The 18,182-nt window shown below is 62.0% G+C and carries 16 protein-coding genes; 10 read left to right on the top strand and 6 right to left on the bottom strand.

Annotated features, from left to right (window positions below; translation table 11 throughout):
- Positions 1 to 887: 887 nt before the first annotated feature.
- Positions 888 to 1,733 carry a dienelactone hydrolase family protein gene (locus RHEC894_RS05365; RefSeq protein WP_085736527.1) on the top strand — a complete coding sequence of 282 codons (846 nt, stop codon included), beginning with the start codon at positions 888 to 890 and terminating at the stop codon, positions 1,731 to 1,733.
- Positions 1,734 to 1,862: 129 nt separating this feature from the next.
- Here RHEC894_RS05365 and RHEC894_RS05360 read toward each other — a convergent pair whose 3' ends face one another.
- The 3 genes from RHEC894_RS05360 to RHEC894_RS33235 all read right to left on the bottom strand — a co-directional run bounded on the left by RHEC894_RS05360 (position 1,863) and on the right by RHEC894_RS33235 (position 3,554).
- Positions 1,863 to 2,405 (bottom strand): YidB family protein, encoded by a 543-nt coding sequence (locus RHEC894_RS05360; protein WP_085736526.1) that lies wholly within the window; start codon positions 2,403 to 2,405, stop codon positions 1,863 to 1,865.
- Between the two features lie 135 nt (positions 2,406 to 2,540).
- Entirely contained in the window at positions 2,541 to 2,882 is a 342-nt protein-coding gene (locus RHEC894_RS05355) for a hypothetical protein (protein ID WP_085736525.1), read from the bottom strand.
- A 135-nt stretch (positions 2,883 to 3,017) separates the two neighbouring features.
- On the bottom strand, positions 3,018 to 3,554 hold the full coding sequence (locus RHEC894_RS33235) for a hypothetical protein (protein WP_206427897.1): 537 nt from the start codon (positions 3,552 to 3,554) through the stop codon (positions 3,018 to 3,020).
- Between the two features lie 223 nt (positions 3,555 to 3,777).
- Here RHEC894_RS33235 and RHEC894_RS05345 point away from each other — a divergent pair, with 223 nt between their 5' ends.
- The gene (locus RHEC894_RS05345; RefSeq protein ID WP_085736524.1) at positions 3,778 to 4,590 is read left to right on the top strand and encodes an alpha/beta hydrolase; all 813 of its coding nucleotides are present in this window, start codon (positions 3,778 to 3,780) and stop codon (positions 4,588 to 4,590) included.
- A gap of 285 nt (positions 4,591 to 4,875) precedes the next feature.
- Positions 4,876 to 5,814 (top strand): sialate O-acetylesterase, encoded by a 939-nt coding sequence (locus RHEC894_RS05340; RefSeq protein WP_085736523.1) that lies wholly within the window; start codon positions 4,876 to 4,878, stop codon positions 5,812 to 5,814.
- A gap of 33 nt (positions 5,815 to 5,847) precedes the next feature.
- Here the strand turns inward: RHEC894_RS05340 and RHEC894_RS05335 are convergent, their stop codons facing one another.
- Positions 5,848 to 7,809 (bottom strand): elongation factor G, encoded by a 1,962-nt coding sequence (locus RHEC894_RS05335; protein WP_085736522.1) that lies wholly within the window; start codon positions 7,807 to 7,809, stop codon positions 5,848 to 5,850.
- Between the two features lie 527 nt (positions 7,810 to 8,336).
- On the opposite strand from RHEC894_RS05335, the gene RHEC894_RS05330 reads away from it, so the two are divergent.
- On the top strand, positions 8,337 to 10,043 hold the full coding sequence (locus RHEC894_RS05330) for an adenylate/guanylate cyclase domain-containing protein (RefSeq protein ID WP_085736521.1): 1,707 nt from the start codon (positions 8,337 to 8,339) through the stop codon (positions 10,041 to 10,043).
- A gap of 275 nt (positions 10,044 to 10,318) precedes the next feature.
- On the opposite strand, the gene RHEC894_RS05325 is transcribed toward RHEC894_RS05330, so the two are convergent.
- Complete coding sequence (locus RHEC894_RS05325; RefSeq protein ID WP_085736520.1) at positions 10,319 to 11,065, bottom strand: glucose 1-dehydrogenase; 747 nt, start codon at positions 11,063 to 11,065, stop codon at positions 10,319 to 10,321.
- 107 nt (positions 11,066 to 11,172) lie between these two features.
- On the opposite strand from RHEC894_RS05325, the gene RHEC894_RS05320 reads away from it, so the two are divergent.
- The 4 genes from RHEC894_RS05320 (at position 11,173) to RHEC894_RS05305 (ending at position 15,368) form a co-directional block, all read left to right on the top strand.
- Complete coding sequence (locus tag RHEC894_RS05320) at positions 11,173 to 11,517, top strand: helix-turn-helix domain-containing protein (RefSeq protein WP_010069739.1); 345 nt, start codon at positions 11,173 to 11,175, stop codon at positions 11,515 to 11,517.
- A gap of 186 nt (positions 11,518 to 11,703) precedes the next feature.
- Positions 11,704 to 13,041: a TadE/TadG family type IV pilus assembly protein gene (locus tag RHEC894_RS05315; protein WP_085736519.1), complete on the top strand. Its 1,338-nt coding sequence runs from the start codon at positions 11,704 to 11,706 to the stop codon at positions 13,039 to 13,041.
- Positions 13,042 to 13,181: 140 nt separating this feature from the next.
- Positions 13,182 to 13,859 carry a winged helix-turn-helix domain-containing protein gene (locus RHEC894_RS05310; protein WP_085738862.1) on the top strand — a complete coding sequence of 226 codons (678 nt, stop codon included), beginning with the start codon at positions 13,182 to 13,184 and terminating at the stop codon, positions 13,857 to 13,859.
- 111 nt (positions 13,860 to 13,970) lie between these two features.
- Positions 13,971 to 15,368: a HAMP domain-containing sensor histidine kinase gene (locus tag RHEC894_RS05305; RefSeq protein ID WP_085738861.1), complete on the top strand. Its 1,398-nt coding sequence runs from the start codon at positions 13,971 to 13,973 to the stop codon at positions 15,366 to 15,368.
- 62 nt (positions 15,369 to 15,430) lie between these two features.
- Here RHEC894_RS05305 and RHEC894_RS05300 read toward each other — a convergent pair whose 3' ends face one another.
- On the bottom strand, positions 15,431 to 16,261 hold the full coding sequence (locus tag RHEC894_RS05300; protein WP_010065665.1) for a glycosyltransferase family 25 protein: 831 nt from the start codon (positions 16,259 to 16,261) through the stop codon (positions 15,431 to 15,433).
- A 202-nt stretch (positions 16,262 to 16,463) separates the two neighbouring features.
- On the opposite strand from RHEC894_RS05300, the gene RHEC894_RS05295 reads away from it, so the two are divergent.
- A complete protein-coding gene (locus tag RHEC894_RS05295; protein WP_085736518.1) occupies positions 16,464 to 16,937 on the top strand; it encodes a nucleoside deaminase in 474 nt (157 codons plus the stop codon).
- A gap of 424 nt (positions 16,938 to 17,361) precedes the next feature.
- The gene (locus RHEC894_RS05290) at positions 17,362 to 18,057 is read left to right on the top strand and encodes a class I SAM-dependent methyltransferase (protein WP_085736517.1); all 696 of its coding nucleotides are present in this window, start codon (positions 17,362 to 17,364) and stop codon (positions 18,055 to 18,057) included.
- The last annotated feature ends 125 nt before the right edge of the window (positions 18,058 to 18,182 follow it).

Here is an 18,182-nt window from a genome sequence, read left to right as displayed (position 1 = left end):
GGCTTGACCCGAGGATCCACCTTGGCCTCCACCAGCAGCGGGCATGGATCCCAGGGTCAAGCCCTGGGAAGACGGAGCAAGGGGTGAGCGCTATGGCAAATCTGAGATGGCAGCTCGGACGCTGACCGTCCGCAAGCCCGTGTTCGCAAGCCCCTGTTCGCAAGCATTGGCAAACAGTGCATGCGTTCGAAGGGCGGCGCCGATCGACATCACCTCTGGATTCAAATTTCGCAGCTTGGATTTACGGTAGTCTTAAGTGATCCGCCGGGGGGTGATCAAGCACTAACTTCCGAGCCGGCAGCAATATGCGGAAATTACCCCGAAACTCCGTCATTCCAGGCCTTGAGCGTGGAATCCACCTTGCCTCCACCAGCAGCGGGCATGGACCCCAGGGTCAAGCCCTGGGAAGACGGAGCAAAGGGTAAGCTCCCTGGCAAATCTGCGGTGGCGGCTCTGACGCGGACCGGTTCGCAAGCCTTGGCGAACGGCGCATGCGTTCGAAGGGCGGCGCCGACTTGACCGTCGACATCACCTCTGGATTCAAATTTCGCAGCTTGGATTTACGGTAGTCTTAAGTGATCCGCCAGGCGGTGATCAAGCGCTAACTTCGATCGATTTCCGAGCCGGCAGCGATATGCGGACGTTACCCCGAAACTCCGTCATTCCAGGCCTTGAGCCTGGAATCCACCTTGCCTCCACCAGCAGCGGGCATGGATCCCAGGGGCAAGCCCTGGGAAGACGGAGCAAGAGGTGAGTTCCGTGGCAAATCCACAATGGCAGAGCGATCAAGAACCTCCCACGGCGATGGTCGCCGCCCCGCCCGCTTTGCCAGCCTTTCAGCTCCGGCGTACAATCACCAGGCTTCGGTCAAACGGTGGAGGCGTTCCGTGAAAGCCGCGAGACTCTTTCTTTGCCTTGCCGCGTTTCTCAGCGTCACGCTTGCGGGAAACCCGGCCGATGCCGACGAATTGGTGCGGTTCGAAAGCGTGCCCGTCAAGCTCAGCGCCTTTCGAATCCGCAAGGCTGCCGAACAAGGCGAAATTCTCTCCCAACCGTCGGGCACGCCATTGCTCGGCTATTTATCCCGCCCGCAGGGTGACGGCCCCTTCCCGGCCGTCGTCATTCTGCATGGCTGCGACGGCCTGCGTTTGAGCGTCAAAGGCCTCTGGCCGCAGCGGCTGGTCCGATGGGGTTACGCCGTGCTGGTGGTCGACAGCTTCACCACCCGCAACATTCAGGACACGTGTCAAAGCCCTCTCCCCGATCGCGTCTTCGACGCCTATGGCGCTTTGAATTTCCTATCGAAACAAGGCTTTGTCGATATCGGGCGCGTCGCGCTGATGGGCTTTTCGGCCGGCGGCACGGTGACGCTCGACGCCACGAAAATCGAAGGCAACGAACAGCTGATGGAGCGCAAATTCAGGGCGGCGGTCGCCTATTACCCCGCCTGCGACGCAAATCAGGGCGATGCGACGGTGCCAACCCTGATCATGACCGGCGATCGAGACAATTGGAGCCCGGCTGAACATTGCCGCAAGCGGCTTGCCCGCCTGAGCGACAACGGCCCGCCGATCGAGCTCGATATCTACAAGGGCACCTACCACGATTTCGATGCCCCGGAATTCAAGGTGGGACGAAGGGTGCTGGGTCATATCGAAAAATACAATCCCGACGCCGCGGAAAAATCGATCCGCAGCGTTCACGCCTTTCTTCGCAACTACCTGGCGAACTGAAGCCCGGTCACCTGCGCAAGATCGTGTGCCGGCCGGGTTTGGCAGAACCGCCTCCCCAACCTCCGTCATTCCAGGCCTTGAGCCTGGAATCCATGCCCGCCGATCGCGCGCCCTTATCGCAAGAGCAGGCTAGATGCTGCTCGGCCGCCCGGATGTCGCCTGGCTCGCCGAAGACAAAAACGCCTCTTCCGCCGTGGGCACTTTCCCCTGCGGCGTCAGATCGTCGACGGCCTTCGGCAGATCGCGGCTCAGCCGGCCGAGGATTTCCTCACGCGAGAGGCCGGTATTTCTGGCGATCTCGTTCAAAACATCGGGGCCGAGGGCTTCGGCCAGTTGGCCGTCATTGATCTCGGCATTCTGCCCGGGCTTGACCCATGAGTCGATCGTGTCGCCATGGCCGTTCTGCTGAAAGGTCTTGAGGAGATCGCCGAGACCGCCGCTGACGATGCTGCCGGAGGTCAGCCCGCCGAGCAGTCCTCCCAAACCGCCGGAGCCCCCGAGCCCGCCGAGGAGACCGCCAAGCCCGCCCGGCTGCTGGCCTTCAGGCGCCTGCTGCGGGTCGGCCGGCTGCGGGTTCTGGATGCCGCGCAGAAGCTCCCCGATCTTGTCTCTGTTCTGATAACCGGCGACGGCAAGAACGGCGAGAAGCGCCTTCAATTGACCGCTCATCATGATGAAATCCTCCCATGGCGTTAAAGACCGCAGGCGCAAGCAGAGCGCTGCATGGGCAGCAATGTCCGGAGCGGCCAAAGGTTCCGCGCCGGGCACTCAAAGGCCCGGCCGTCCGCCTTGCCGCACGCCTGCCGGTCAGATTTCCGGGCAGCCGCGCCGGTTGGCGAAGAACATCCGCTCCGGTCCCCGGCGCGTCATCCCCTGGACGACGATGCTGCGCGGCGACATGCGGACGATCTGCACCCGGCGAAGGCCTTCGCCGCGGGCGATGTCGAGCGCATCTTCCGGATCGCAGCCGCGCCGCCCGCGGCGGTCATACAAGTCATACCGACCACGGTCGCGATCCCGATCGTAACCGCCGACGCCGCCGGGGCCGATCCGGAATTCCAGATCCTGCGCCGCCGCGATCGTCGGCGAAACCGTCAAGCCGGTCATGGCCGCCAGCCCGACCAGGATGAACTGAAGAGATTTCCGCATGAGTTCCTCCGATGGTTTTTTGCTTATCGCAATCCCAACCTCACCATGCGGATTTTGTTCCTTGGCGGGAGGAGGAGCCGGCGCCGCTCTGCCAGGACGACCGTGGTACAGCCGCCGACAGAGATTCGTCAGGCTCTACGGCCCTTTGACGACTGAAGTCTCGACCCACGCGTTCGAAACATCCTGCGGCGTGCCGCTGTCTGTGACCACTACCGTTACCCACGCGTTCCGGTCCTCTATCAAATAAGCCGTGCCGCCTTGCCTGCGTTCTTTCGTTATCCGACCCAAAGAGGCAGCAGAGAGCCCGGCTTCGAAGGCTTCAAGTTCAGCGTTCGAACAACGCATCCCTTCCTGACCGCCCTTGCCCAAGGCTAAGAAAAAATCGAATGAGCAGTTGGACGAAAAGAGATTTTGGTATTCCTGAAAATATATGGCGAACCGCTGCCCGCTCGGCATCGTGTAAATCTCGCGGCCGGTTCGAGGCTCCGAAATTGCATTGACCGGAGAACTAATCGCGTCGACTTTCCAATCACCGCGATCGACGCCGCTGTGCAGGGCAGACAGGCTTCGGCCATTCAACACGCAGAGCTTCAAGGTATCATCGAGAGGGCACGCAACCGCCTGCACCTGGCTCGATAGGATTGCAATCGTCAAAGCTGCAAAGAAACGCAAGCACTCACCCCCAAATCACCCTGCCGGCACCGTAGTTTGGTTGGTGGAGAAAGCAAGACAACGGCGCAGCCGATCACCCCGCGGCAGTCGAAGGACGGGCCTCGACCCTCTTCTCTGCAGGAAAGCTTCGTGCATATATTGCCGCTACGCTGAGCCACGCCGCAACGGTCCGCGGTTGCTGCAACGCGTTCTGGGCACTTCAAACCGGCGGGTACATTCTGTCGTGAGCGCTACAAGGTACTTGCTGATCCTGCCGCTGATGGCGGTCATCGCCTACATGGCGCTCGTCGGGCTGGTCTATTTTTCTCAGCGAACCCTGCTTTATCCCGGAGCAGGCGCCACACCGGTTCCGGAGCATGCGAACTGGGGCGAGACGGTCCACGTCAAGACGCCCGACGGAGAGATGCTTCGGGGATTGTACAGCCAGGGCGACAGCGACAAGCCCTGCGTGCTCCTCTTTTTCGGAAACGGCGATAGCGTCGGTAATTACGGGTTCCTCGCACAGGCGCTGGCCGCGCGGAGGATCGGATTGCTGGCGATTTCCTATCGCGGCTATCCCGGATCGACCGGCTCGCCCAGCGAGCAGGGGCTGCTGACGGACGGCATCGCGGCGTTCGACTGGCTTTCGGCACACACCGGAAGCCGGATCGTTGTGCTGGGCCGGTCGCTTGGCACCGGCGTTGCCGTGAATACGGCTGGAAACAGGCCGGCCGCGGGCGTCATCCTTGTGTCTCCTTACCTGTCGGTTCTGTCGGTTGCGCAGACGCATTATCCGTTCCTGCCGGTCGAGGCTCTGCTCAAGGATCCCTTTCGCTCGGACCTCAACATCGCCAAGGTAAGACAACCGAAGTTGTTCCTCCACGGCCGGCTTGACGATAGCATCCCGCTTTCTTCAGGCCAGGCGTTGTACCGCATCGCACCCGAGCCCAAGCGGATGGTGATCTATGACGGTGCGAGTCACAACGATATGTGGAACGACAGCATGATCGGTGACGTGATCCGTTTCGTGGAAGCGCTGCAGGGAAACGGGCCGTAAGCCGCTTCCAGAACAATCATCGCGCCCTCCACATCGTCAGGCTCCGGCTGTCACCGGCGCTCCGCGCCGACTGTGTCCTCGCCGCCAATCTGTGACCTCTCATCCAACTGGATGATTGCAATCACTGGTCCGGGCTATAATTGAAAGCAGCGACGGGCATCGATCTTCATGACGAATTCTTTCTGAACGATCACGCCCGAGCAAGCAGATATGGCTGGTTTAGAGGAACCTTCGCGGCTGAACCAGCCTCGATTCGTCATCGGATGATGATTAAGAGGTGACGACATGCGCAAAACGCTCACAGTCGGCCTGATCGCCATGATTGCTATGTACTTTCTCGGCGGCATGAGCGCGAGACATGAGATCTTTCCCTGGCCGCAACTTTCCGCGCTGAGAAAAATGGTTGGCGGACAGAAGGCAGCAGCTCCAAGCCGTTACAAGTTCGACGACAAGGAACGATTGATCGGGGATGAAACAAAAACGCCTGTGACCTGCCCGGTTCAAACGGATCGAACTGCTGTCCTGCTCATTCTCGGCCAATCGAACGCGGCCAATGACGGTGGACAACGGCACCGGTCGAATTATGGCCCTCACGTCGTCAACGCCTTTGACAGCAAGTGCTTCATCGCGGCGTCGCCCCTTCTTGGATCGACCGATACCAAGGGAGAGTACTGGACGCTGCTTGGCAATGATTTGATCGCATCGGGGCAAAATGACAGCGTCGTCCTCGCGCCTCTCGCCTATTCCGGATCTCCGGTCGCACGATGGGCGACAGGCGGTGACATCAATCCCGTGCTGATCGATACAATAAAACAGCTTCAGGATTCCGGTTACCGGATAACGAGCGTCCTCTGGGTGCAGGGAGAGGCGGACCTGGTTCTGGGCACCACCGCGCAGGCCTACCAGGAACGTTTCATATCGATGGTCGACACATTGCGTCAGCACGGCGTCGAAGCTCCCGTTTACATTTCGATCGCATCGAAATGCCTGGAGCCGAGCAACGGCGGCTTCAAGGAGCATATTCCGGACAATGCGATCGTGCAGGCGCAGGTGGCCCTGTCAAAAAGCGGCCACGGCATCCGCGAGGGCGTCAATTCCGACGCGCTACTCGACGGAGACGACCGCTATGACGATTGCCATATCGGGGGCTCGGGCGCGGAGAAAGTGTCGCGCGCCTGGCTGAACATTCTGGGCGGCGATCGCCGCCTGGAAACCTCGCGATAGTCTTCCCGGCGGCGAGTTGAGCGAAAACACGTTTCAGTGTGCGACGCCTGCTTCCTCGCGTGCTCTCACGATGGCGTCCGCTTCCTTGCCGTATAGCTCCTCGAAGTGATCGAAGGTCTTGGAAAAGTAACCAATGCCCTGCGTCGCCGAGCGCAGCGCCCGCGCCAGATCGTCGAGTGCGCCGCCCGGAACGAGTGCCCGGAAGATGTCCCATCCCTTGGCGGTTTCATCCCGGTCGAAGCCGAGAACCTGACCCTTGAGAGCGGAGACGATCTGGACGAGGCTGCCGGAATAGATCGACGGAATGTGAATTTCGCTGCGGAAGACCGGTTGCATTAAAACGGCCGCCCCTTCGGAAAGCGCCTGTCGCACTCCCATTTTCGACGCAGTCCTGAAGGCGTGTTCCGAACTGTCGACCGCATGGTACTGGCCATCGAACAGCGTTACGCCGACATCGATGACCTGGAACCCGAGCGGCCCTTTCTCCATCGCTTCGCGCGCGCCTGCTTCGACGGCAGGGATGTAGTTGCGTGGAACGACGCCACCCTTGACGGTTTCGCTGAAGGTGAAGCCCCGGCCGCGCTCGTTGGGGCGAATGCTCAGCTTCACATCCGCGAATTGCCCGGCACCGCCGGTCTGTTTGCGATGCCGGTAGTGAACCTCGGAGGGCTTCGCGATTGTCTCGCGGTAGATCGGGCTGGGCGTTCGATCGGTGACGTCGATGTGGAAGACGTCGGACAGGGTTCGGCAGAGATCGCGCAGATGTACCGGGCCCTGGGCGCGGACGAGCTGGGCGCCGGTGCCTTCCTCCTGCAAAACGACAAGACCGCGATCCGTCTCGGAAAGTTTTGCCAGCGTTTCGGAGAGCTTGTTTTCATCGCGGTCGCTGCCCGGGACCAGGATCCTTTCAAGCATCGGCGTCGGTGGCTCTGTCCATTCGGGCGGGGCGATCGCCGCGCCTGATGTCAACAGCGACGGGACGGGCAAGTGGTCGGACTTGACCGTTGCGAAGACATCCCCCGGTGCAGGCGTGATCGCCGCGCTGGACCGTCCGTTTGCGGGATCCTGCACGGCGCCGAGGCCGGAGCCGCCCAGTAATGCGCCTTGCCGCAGTCCCTCACCAAACGCACGCACCAGCACCGTCTTGCCGATATTCTGACGATGATAGGCATGGAAGCTCACGGCGGTCAGCTTGTTTTCATCGACATTGCCCGCACGAGCCAGGCGCTGTCTCAGAATCCCTACCGGCGGCGCCTCGTGGCGCAGCGCCTTCATCAGCCTCATCATGCCGTTGCCGTGACTTGCGGCACCGATCAGGACTGGAATAATCCTGTTTTCGCGCAGAACCCGCGATGAAATGGCATAAAGGGCGTCGCTGGGCGGCTCGCGATCTTCGACCAATTCCTCGAGAAGCCAGTCATCGAATTCGGACAGGTGTTCCAGGAGCTCGCTGCGCGCTTCGTGCTCGCGCTCGGCGATGCTTTCGGGGATTGCGATCAGCGCCGAAGTCTGGCCTTCCCGGTAGCGCCACGCCCGTTCCGAAATCAGATCGCAACTGCCTATGATCCTGTCCCCCTCGCGGATCGGGATCTGGCGAAGCAAAAGCGTGTGGCTGGCGTAGTCTTGAAGCGCGGCGATCACGTCCCTGAGCCGCCCTCTCGGTTCGTCCATCCGGTTGACGAAGAGGATGCACGGCGTCCCCGAGGCTTCGACGATCCTGAGATAGGGCGCGGCGAGCACGGCCTCCTCCGGTGCCGATGAAACGCACAGGATGCAGGCGTCGCTGGCAAGAAGCGCGTGCTGTGCATGCGCCAACGCTTCGTTGGGTCCTGGCGCATCCAGCGCACACCACGCCTCGTTTCCAAAGGTGAATTCCGTGAGGTTCAATCCATAAGGGGACCTGGATTTTCTCGGCGCCCCCTCCAGGGAGCCGAGCTTTTCCACCACTGTCGATTTTCCGGTCTGCGAAGGTCCAAGCACGGTAAAGCAGCGCATCGGCATTCCTCCAACTGCCATGAACACAATTTTCGGCCATCATAGGATGCCCTGAACCGCTGCAAGGCGCCAGAGGTGTTCGGTTTGAGACCGCTTTGACCTGAAGACGCAGGAGCTGTTCCCGAATTGCCAGCGGGGCTGCAGACGCGTTCAAAACGATCCATCCAGAGACTCCGAAGCTGCTCACACAAGTCGTTGGGCGTGAACTTGCGGGCTGCCGCGCCGGCTTGGGCGGAAACGCACCTCCGGCCTCCGTCATTCCAGGCCTTGAGCCTGGAATCCATGCCACAGCCGAGGTGGCCGGCGTGGGTCCAACCGGTATTCGCGTATGCGCGCGCTGAAGAAGCGCGCGCTTTTCACTCATATCTCAGCGGAAGCCGCCGCTTACTTCGACGCCGTCGGTCACAAAGAAGGATGACGGCTCGATGGAGGTGGAGATCGCCTGGACGCTACCTCTCACCACTTGTTGTTGACTCACCCGCAGTTGAACAATAACTTGCTAATTTGGTCGTTGGGCTTGTTCTCACATGACGGATCAATCTCTTCAGCGTCGTCTCGCTGCCATCGTCGTTGCCGATGTGGTGGGATATTCACGCCTGATGGAGGCTGATGAAGTCGCAACGCTTGAGAACCTCAGGGAACTCCGTTCTGGCGTTATCGAGCCGGCGGTGATGCGCCACAACGGTCGCATCTTCAAGGTCGTGGGCGACGGCTTCCTGGTCGAATTCGGCAGCGCGGTGGACGCGGTCGAAGCAGCGCTGGAAATGCAACGGGCGAACACTCCTGTCGAGGCATCCGGAGACAGGCGACTACTTTTACGTGTAGGCGTCAATCTCGGAGATGTCATTGACGATGGTTCAGACGTCCTCGGCGACGGGGTCAATGTCGCGGCGCGCCTGGAGACACAGGCCGCGCCGGGAGGTATCTGCATTTCAGCCGGCGTTCACGGCGAGATCGTCGGCAAGATCGACGACCGGTTCTTCGACGCAGGCGAACGCTACCTGAAGAACCTGACCCGCCCTGTCCATGTGTGGCATTGGCCGGATGCGCTGCAGAGCATATTGCCGCTGCCCGACTGTCCCTCGATCGCTGTATTGCCGTTCACGAATATGAGTGGGAATGAAGCCGACGCGCCCTTCGTCGACGGCCTGACCGAAGACCTGATCACCGATCTTTCCCGTACGGCCGGTCTGTTCGTCATCGCGCGCAATTCCGTCTACGGCTACAAGGGCAAGCCGGTCAACGTAAAGCTGGTCGCCCAGGAACTCGGCGTCCGCTACGTCCTGGAGGGAAGCGCCAGACGCGCAATGGGCCGTGTCCGCATCAATGCCCAATTGATCGACGCGCTTGCCGGCGGGCACTTGTGGGCCGAGCGGTTCGACCGGACGGTGGAAGATGTTTTCGAATTGCAGGATGAGGTTAACGCCAAGATTGTCGAAGCCCTCGTCGGCCGGCTGACCACCCCGCCGCCACGCAATCGGCCCAAGAACTTCGAGGCCTACGACCTGTGTGTGCGCGCCCGCCTGCTGACGGAAGAGTCGCCGCAAACCGAGCGCGAGGCCTATATGCTGCTCCAGCGCGCGGTCAGACTCGAGCCATCATATGCCGAGGCGCTCGGTCTGCTCGCCTATAACCGTTGGCTCGCCTGGACTCATTTCGGCGAGCCCGAAGATCCGAACCGTCGGATGGCGGCGACATCAGCGCAGAAGGCGGTCGACCTGGATCCCAACGATGCCGGCTGCCGTTACGTTCTGGGGACCATTTTGGCCTATGAGCGGCGATGGGAGGAATCGGAGGCGGCCTTCGCCAAGGCCCTGGAACTGGACCCCAACCACGCCGACACCTGGGCCGCCATGTCGGATATTTCAGTGCTGGACGGCAGGATTGCCGACGGACTGGCGCAGATCGAAAAAGCTCTGCGGCTCAATCCCTATCCGGCCTGCTGGTATCTTTGTCATCTTGGGCAGGCGCAATACGCCGCGCGTGACTATGAGGCGGCAACCGCGACACTCCGCAGGAAAGACACGTATCGTACCAACTCACGCAAATTCCTGGCTGCTGCGCTTGCGCAGCTGGGCCACCATGAGGAGGCGCGGCGAGAAGCAGAATTGTTCCTGATCGCCCACCCTCATTTCACGATCGGTCATTGGCTCAGCTCCCAGCCGCTGCGCGATGCATCTGTGCGAGACCACTTTGTCGAGGGCTTCCGAAAGGCTGGCCTACCGGAGACGTGACAGCGGGCGGGGACAATCCCCAAGCGTCGATCAATGGATATGCGCTGGCGGCGCATATCTGCCATCTCTGTCACAGCGAGGCGCTGCGCCGCCGGCGCGTCGGGCAGAAACGCACCTTCAACCTCCGTCATTCCAGGCCCTGAGCCTGGAATCCATGGTCGCAGCCGAGGCGGCCGGCATGGATCTCCCCGGCCAAGCCCGAGAACGACGGAGGGTGGGTGGACCGGTATCCGCGTATGCGCGCGCTCGAGAAGCGCGCGCTTTTCACTCACATCTCAGCGGAAACCGCCGCTTGCGACCAGCCGTTCGCCGGTCAGCCAGCGGGCATCGTCGGAAGCGAGGAAGACGGCGATGCCGGCGATATCGTCCGGCTGGCCGATGCGGCCGAGCGGCGTCTGGGCGACCATGGTCTGCTGCAAATCCGAGCCGATGACGCCGGCCGTGTGGGTTCCCTCGGTCTCGACCATGCCCGGCAGAATGGCGTTGACGCGGATCTTGCGCGGGCCAAGCTCCTTGGCAAGCACGCTGTTGATGCCCTCGACGGCGCCCTTGGTGCCGGTGTAGACGGCCGTGGCCGGCAGGCCCAGGCTGGTGACGACCGAGGAGATGTTGATGACGCTGCCGCCCTCGCCGAGATGCTTGGCTGCCGCCTGGGTGGTGAGGAGAACGCCGAGAACATTGACATCGAAGATGCGGCGATATTGCTCCTCGGTCACCTCGTCGATCGGCGCGAATTCATAGACGCCGGAGTTGTTGACCAGCACGTCGAGCTTGCCGAATTCCTTGACCGCAGCCTCGACCACGCCCTGCGCCTGTTCGGCTTTGGAAACGTCGCCCTGCACCGCGATGGCTTTGCCGCCGGCCGCCCCGATCGCCTCGACGACGGCGTCGGCTCCCGCCTTGCTCGAGGCGTAATTGACCACCACTTGCGCACCTTCGGCCGCCATCGCCTTGGCGATCGCGGCGCCGATGCCTTTGGAGGCTCCCGTGACCACTGCGACCTTCCCTGTGAGCTTAGCCATCTCTTGTTCCTTCTGATCCGGACGGCCGCCGGAATTGACGGCCTTGTTCCGTAGTTCAGAAATTCGGAACTGTTGATCTCGGTTTCAAGAGGCACTATATAAAATTCATGCGACCGCTCTTTCACCCAGCCCTGGAGGACATCAAGCCCGAGGCGATCCTCTATGCGCTCTCCGATCCCGAGCGCGTTGCGATCTTCGCCAAGCTCGCCGGCGCCGCCTGCGGCGGCACCTGTTCAGCGCTCGCCGATCTCGGCGACCGCGTCATTCCGAAATCGTCGCTGTCGAACCATTTCAAGGTGCTGCGCGAATCCGGGCTGATCCGCAGCGAGCGCCAGGGGGTGGAGATGCGCAATCAGACCCGTTGCCCGGAACTGGACGAGCGCTTTCCCGGCTTGGTCAGGGCTATTCTGACGGCTTACGGACAGCTTCCCGAGCAACTGATGACGGGTTGACGGCCCAAAGATGTGGGCGCCGACGAGCGAACGCGCCCGCGGCGCGGATGATGGCGACCGCGAATTCCCGCGCAATTTAGTTAGAACACAACCAGACGTATTTGCCTTTGGTTTAAGTTCGGCTGCTAGTGATCGCCGCATCGCGATCGGGCTGTGACACAGCCCCCACGGGAAGGCCGCCTTTGCATGTTGCATCGTTTCATCTCTGACCGATCCGGCAACTTCGGAATCATGACGGCGCTGCTCGTCGTTCCGCTGCTGGGGGTGGCCGGTACAGCCATTGATTTCGGCAATGCCCTGTCTTTGCGCACCGAGCTTTATGCCGCTGCGGACGCGGCAGCCGTGGGATCGATCACACCGACTTCGGAGGCGGCGACGCAGGCCAACACGATGTCGGGCGACGGGTCGCTGACGCTCGGAAAATCCGAAGCGCAGAAGATCTTCTTTTCGCAGATGTCCAAAAAACAGGGCGACGTGCCGGTGACGGTCGACATCAGCGTTCAGAAAAAGGGCGGCACGCTCAGCTCGACCGTATCCTTCAACGCGGCGATGCCCACAACCTTCATGCAGGTGATGGGATTTGACGAGATCGCCGTGACCGGGGCGGCAACCGCCCAGTTCGAGACGCCGTCCTACATGGATTTCTTCATGCTGCTGGACAACACCCCGTCGATGGGCGTTGGGGCGACCACCGACGACATCGCCGCGATGAAAAAAGCCACGGCCAACGGCCATGATGGCGGCAAGGATAAAAACTGCGCCTTCGCATGCCACATCGTTTCGGAAAAGGGCGTCGAGGACAAGAACAGCTATTACAATGTCGCACGCAACAATGGCGTGACCATCCGTATCGACGTGGTCGCCGCTGCCGTGAAAGCCCTGATGGCCAAGGCAGAGGACACGCAGTCCATGCCAAGCCAATTCCGGGTGGCTGCCTATACGTTCGGCAAGACCGCGCAGGACGCCAAAGCCGCCAAGCTCTTCAAGGTCTCCGACCTCGACTATGATCTTGGCGCCGTGGCAGACGCGACGAATATGATCAAACTGATGAGCATTCCCTTTCAGAACTATTACAACGACCAGCAGACGAGCTTTGACGAAGCGCTGAAAGGCATCGAAGGCGAAATCAAGGGCAACATCGGCACCGGCACCAGCAATGCCGATCGCCAGAAGATCGTGTTTTTCGTCGCTGACGGTGTTGGCGACAGCTACAAGCCGGCCGGCTGCACCAGCCCGAAAGGCGCCAACGGCGGACGCTGCATCGAACCGATCGACACGACTTATTGCAAGAAGCTCAAAGATCGCGGCATCAAGGTCGCCGTCCTCTATACGACCTACCTGCCCCTGCCCGACAACAACTTTTACAAGGACTGGGTGAAGCCCTTCGAGACCAGCATCGCCGCAAAAATGGAAGAATGCGCAAGCCCCGGCTTCTATTTCGCGGTCAGTCCCACCGACGGCATCGAAGAGGCAATGGAAGCCCTGTTCCGCAAGATCGTCAGCGCCCCGCGGATCACCAGCTGATCGGGGCTGCGCGGATCTGTCGGCGGCGGGAATGTGCTGCGCCGCTGCCCACCCCTCGCCTTACCAATCCGTAAGTTGCGGCCAAGCCGCCCCCTCGGCTAGATCTGATCGCTACAGGCATGGCGAAAGCGATCGGGCCGATGCGAATCCTGCTTATCGAGGACGATACCAAGACATCCGATTATATCGCCAAGGGCTTCTCCGAGGCCGGCCATGTCTGCGACGTCATCGGCGACGGCCGCGACGGGCTGTTTCAGGCGCAGCGCGAGGCCTATGACGTCATCGTCGTCGATCGCATGCTGCCGGGCCTCGATGGGCTGGCGATCGTCCGGTCGCTGCGGGCTGCCAAGGTCGGCGCACCGGCGCTGTTCCTGACATCGGTCGGCGGCGTCGACGACCGGGTCGAGGGGCTGGAGGCGGGCGGCGACGATTATCTCACCAAACCCTTTGCCTTCTCCGAGCTTCTGGCCCGCGTCAATGCGCTCGGCCGGCGGCCGCCGGTACAGGAGCAGCGCACGGTCTTGAAGGTCGCCGATCTCGAGCTCGACCTGATCCGGCGCGAGGCGCGGCGCGCCGGACAGGTGATCGAACTGCAGCCGCGCGAATTCACCCTGCTCGAGGTGCTGATGCGCGGCGAAGGCCGGGTGATCACCAAGACGATGCTGCTCGAGCGCGTCTGGGATTTCCACTTCGATCCGAAGACCAGTGTCGTCGAGACCCATATCAGCCGCCTCAGGGCCAAGCTCGACAAGCCGTTCCAGGCCCAGCTCCTGCACACGATCCGCAACACCGGCTACAGCCTGCATGCGCCGCGTTAGTGCATGTTCGCCCGGAAGTGTGCAGCGGTTCCGGGATAACGACATGCATAAAAACAAAGGACGAAAGCGCGTCGCATGAATCAAGTTTGATGCGACGCGCTGTAGAACATGATGATTTTTCCCGACCGCACACGCTTTTCGGCATCCTTCTCCAGCCTGCGCCGGAGCACGCCGTTCCGGCTTGCCGTCACCTTCGGCGTGCTCTTCGTCGTCACCTTCTTTCTGAGCGGCGCGGTCATCTATCACATGCTGGACCTCGGCCTCTCCCGCGATCTCGAACAGTCGCTGACCGAGATGAATTCGCTCATCGTCTCGACTTACGAGCCGGGCGACACCCAGGATCTCGTCAATACGCTGAACAATTATGCGAGCTTCCAGTCGACCTCGGACGGGCTTTATTCGCTGACCGACCATGCCGGCAAAAAGCTCGCCGGCAATTTCGCCGCACCGCCTATCCCGAACGGCGTCTATACCGTCCGCTCGCGCGACGTCGCGCTGAAGGGCCATGAACGCTACCGGATGCAGGTATCGACGATCGGCCCCTACAGCCTGGTGGTCGGCGAAAACTTCAACGATGTCGACGAGATGCTGCGGATCGTGCTGGTCAGTTTCGAATGGGCGGCAGCGATCGTCGTGGCGACGGCGATCGGCGGCGGCGTCTTTCTCGCCCTTCGCGCCCAGGCGCGGCTGGACAGGGTGGCCCTCACCATGAACGACGTCTCCCACGGCGCGCTCGACGCCCGCATTCCGATCAGCGGCAATGGCGACGATCTCGACACGGTGGCGATCCAGATCAACGCGGCGCTGGTGCGGCTGCAGAGCCTGGTCGAGAGCATGCGGCAGGTGAGCACCGATATCGCCCATGATCTGAAAACGCCGCTCAACAGGCTGCGGCTGACGCTCGATGCCGCAGTGGCGGGAAATGACCGGCAGGCTGACGTTTCGACCCTTCTCGACGAGGCGAGGCACGAGAGCGACCGGATCAACGCCACCTTCGAGGCGCTGCTGCGCATCTCGCAGATCGAGGCCGGCGCCCGCAAGGAACGATTCCAGGCAACCGATATCGACGCTGTGCTCGCCGTCATTTCCGAGGTCTATGCCGATGTCGCCGAAGATGCGCTGAAATCGCTGAGGATCACCGAGCGCTGTCCGGCGCTCATCCGGGGCGACCGCGATCTGCTGACGCAGATGATCGCCAACCTGGTGGAGAATGCGATCAACCACTGCCCTGCCGGCACCGATATCACGGTTGCGCTCCGCTGCCGGGGCGGCCGCGCCATCGTCTCGGTCGCCGATACCGGCCCCGGCATTCCCGCCGGCGAAAGAGACAAGGTCTTCCGGCGTCTCTACCGGCTCGACAAGAGCCGCACGACGCCCGGAAGCGGGCTCGGGCTCAGCCTCGTCAAGGCGATCGCCGACCTGCATTCAGCCGAGATCAGCATGGCCGACAATCATCCCGGCCTCACCCTCTCGATCGCCTTTCCGCTCATGCCGGATGAGCGCCCCTAAGCGCTCACATGGGTGAGCAGTCCTAACTGCTCACCTGGGGTGAACGCCCTCTCCGAGACGTCCTAATCGCCGGTCTCGGAGGAGACGTCCTGAATGCTCATGCGCAAGGCGGCAAGACGGCGCAAGCGGCGCGTAAACCGGCGCAGCTCGGCCGCCGTGCGATAGGGCAGGACGCTCCACGGCCGGCGGCGGCCAAGCCGGTAGGCCGAAAGCCCCGCCTGGATCTGGGAATGGCCATCCGCCCTTTGGCTGACCGGCAGCGGATCGACGAAACAGGCGTTCAGCCCCGCATCGAACTCCAGATCGAAGGCGAGATCATAGGGCAGGCGCATGGGCAAAAGCGCGCCGGTAATCCAGCCTGCCGCCTTGCGGTTGATGAGATAGGCGCCGGACCCCTTCTCGCGGGTCAGCGCGATGGCCAGCGAGCGCGACGCCGTCAGCGTCTCCACCCTGTGCTTTTTCCCGGAATTGACGGTGGAGAGCCGCAGGATATCCCAACGCTCATGGTGTTCGAGGGCGGCTTCGAGCAGCTCAGTCAGATCGTCGTCGAAGTCGAGATCGTCTTCCAGAACGAGCGCGAATTCGGCATGGCCGGCCAGGAAGCGTCTGGCGCATTCGACATGGCTCAGATAACAGCCGATCTCGAAAGGGTTCGGCCGGCGGCCGTGCCGGCTGAGATAGGCCGCCTCGTCGAAGCCCGGATGCGGCAGGCTCAGCCCCGCGCCATCGACTGCCGCCACCCGCTCGAAGGCAAGGCCAAAATCCGTCAGCAGCCGTTCCATGCGAAACCGGCGCAACGGCGCCCGGTCGAGATTGATCAGATAGGTATCGAGCCGCAGGCTGACCGGATGGATCGCCGGCAGAAGGGCGGCAGGTGTGGCACGCATATTCATGAGAACTGGCCTCGACTTGGCAATGACGGCGCCAAGCCTGCGCCCCAAATCTCACCGGGACCTCGCCGGGATTATACATTTTCGTAAGGTCCGGGTGTCTGCACTCGATCCGCTCCGCCGATCGTCAATCGGATTTGCAGCCCTTGGAATTCCCTCCGATTCAAGACAAAATCGTCCGGCTCTAACCTTTGGGGAGACTCTGATGGAAGATCACGAGCTGTTTTTACGCGAGGCGATTGCGCTCTCGAGATCCGCGATGGACCGCGGCGACGAACCATTCGGCTCGGTGCTGGTGAAGGATGGCGAGGTCATCCTGCGCGCCGAAAACAGCGTCTTCACCGGCCACGACATGACCAACCACGCCGAGATGAACCTGGTTAAATCTGCGGCGCAGCACTACGACACCGGTTTTCTCGCCGACTGCACGCTCTACACCAGCACGGAGCCGTGCGCGATGTGCTCCGGGGCGATCTACTGGTCGGGCATCGGGCATATGGTGTTTGCGTGCTCCGAAACCCGGCTGGGCGAGATGGCAGGGGTCGGCCTGAACGTGCCGAGCCGGGCGGTGCTGCAAACCGGCGCACGCATCGTCACCGTGGTTGGCCCGACGAACCTCGAAGACGAAGCCGCCACAGTGCATCAGGAATTCTGGCCGAAACACCTGGGCAAGGCTTAGCCTCAGCCGGGAGTTTGGCGAAACCGCGCCCCCGATCTCCGTCCTCCCATTTCTGCCGATGTGCCGTTCAAGCCCCCCTCTGCCCTGCCGGGCATCTCCCCCACAGGTGGGGAGATCACGAGTGGCGAAACCTTCCCGTCCCTCTACCGGTTCGCCCTGCTGTGACACCAGTTGTTTAGGGAAACCATCGCGCCTAGCCAATCTCCCCACCTGTGGGGGGTCCGAAGGACGGGCGAGACCCGTGGCTCGCCCCGGGTCCGGCAGGGCAGAGGGGGGCGGCCACGGCACGACCTCTCGGCCGTGGCGCCGCCATGCGCTCCGCATCAGCTTGCATTCGCCGGCGATTCTCGCAAAAATGGTGCGGCTGCCCCTTAACCAAACATGCATGACCCAACGCAATCGTCCGACACCGGAAAGGCAAACCATGGCCGAGAATGACTATGACGCCTTCGCGGCCGCTTATGACGCGGATAATGAGGCCAATGCCTGGAATGCCTATTACGAGCGGCCGGCCATTCTTGCCTTGGCCGGCGCGGTCGCCGGGCTTTCGGTGCTCGATGCCGGATGCGGCGGCGGGGCGCATGCGGCAGCGCTTGTCGAGCGCGGGGCCGTGGTGACCGGGATCGATGCCAGCGCCGGCATGCTGCAGATCGCGCAACGCCGCCTGGAAGGACGCGCACGCCTGCTGCAGGCGGATCTCGGCGAAGCATTGCCGTTCGAGGATCAGGCGTTCGAACTGATCCTCGCCTCGCTCGTCCTGCATTATCTGCCGGACTGGTCGGGCGCGCTCCGGGAATTCAACCGGCTGCTGCCTCAAGGCGGCCGCCTGGTTTTCTCCACCCACCACCCCTTCATGGATCACCCGTCGAGCGGCCGCGACAATTATTTCGAGACCTACAGCTTCGACGAGACCTGGCAGCGCGGCGGACAGGAGATCGCCATGCGTTTCTGGCACCGGCCGCTGCACGCCATGTTCGACGCCCTCAAGGCGGCCGGATTTCAGATCGATATCGTCAGCGAACCGCAGCCCGATCCCCGCGCCGCCACGCTGCTCCCGCAGGCCTATCGGAGCTTGACGACCACACCGCGGTTTCTGTTCTTTTCGGTGGTGAAAGGATGACGATAATTTTTCCATCGTCTCGGGAACAAGAAGCTTTGCCGATCGTAAGTATGATGGGCCGTGCGGAGGTGCGTAACAACACAGCCATGCACTTCGATACTCTGTGCGGCCCGCTCCTGTTACAC

Origin of the sequence: Rhizobium sp. CIAT894 (assembly GCF_000172795.2) — a bacterium.
In the GTDB taxonomy this organism is placed as follows: Bacteria; Pseudomonadota; Alphaproteobacteria; order Rhizobiales; family Rhizobiaceae; genus Rhizobium.
Note: the sequence above shows the minus strand (reverse complement) of the source record. Positions and strands in the feature narration are given on the sequence as shown.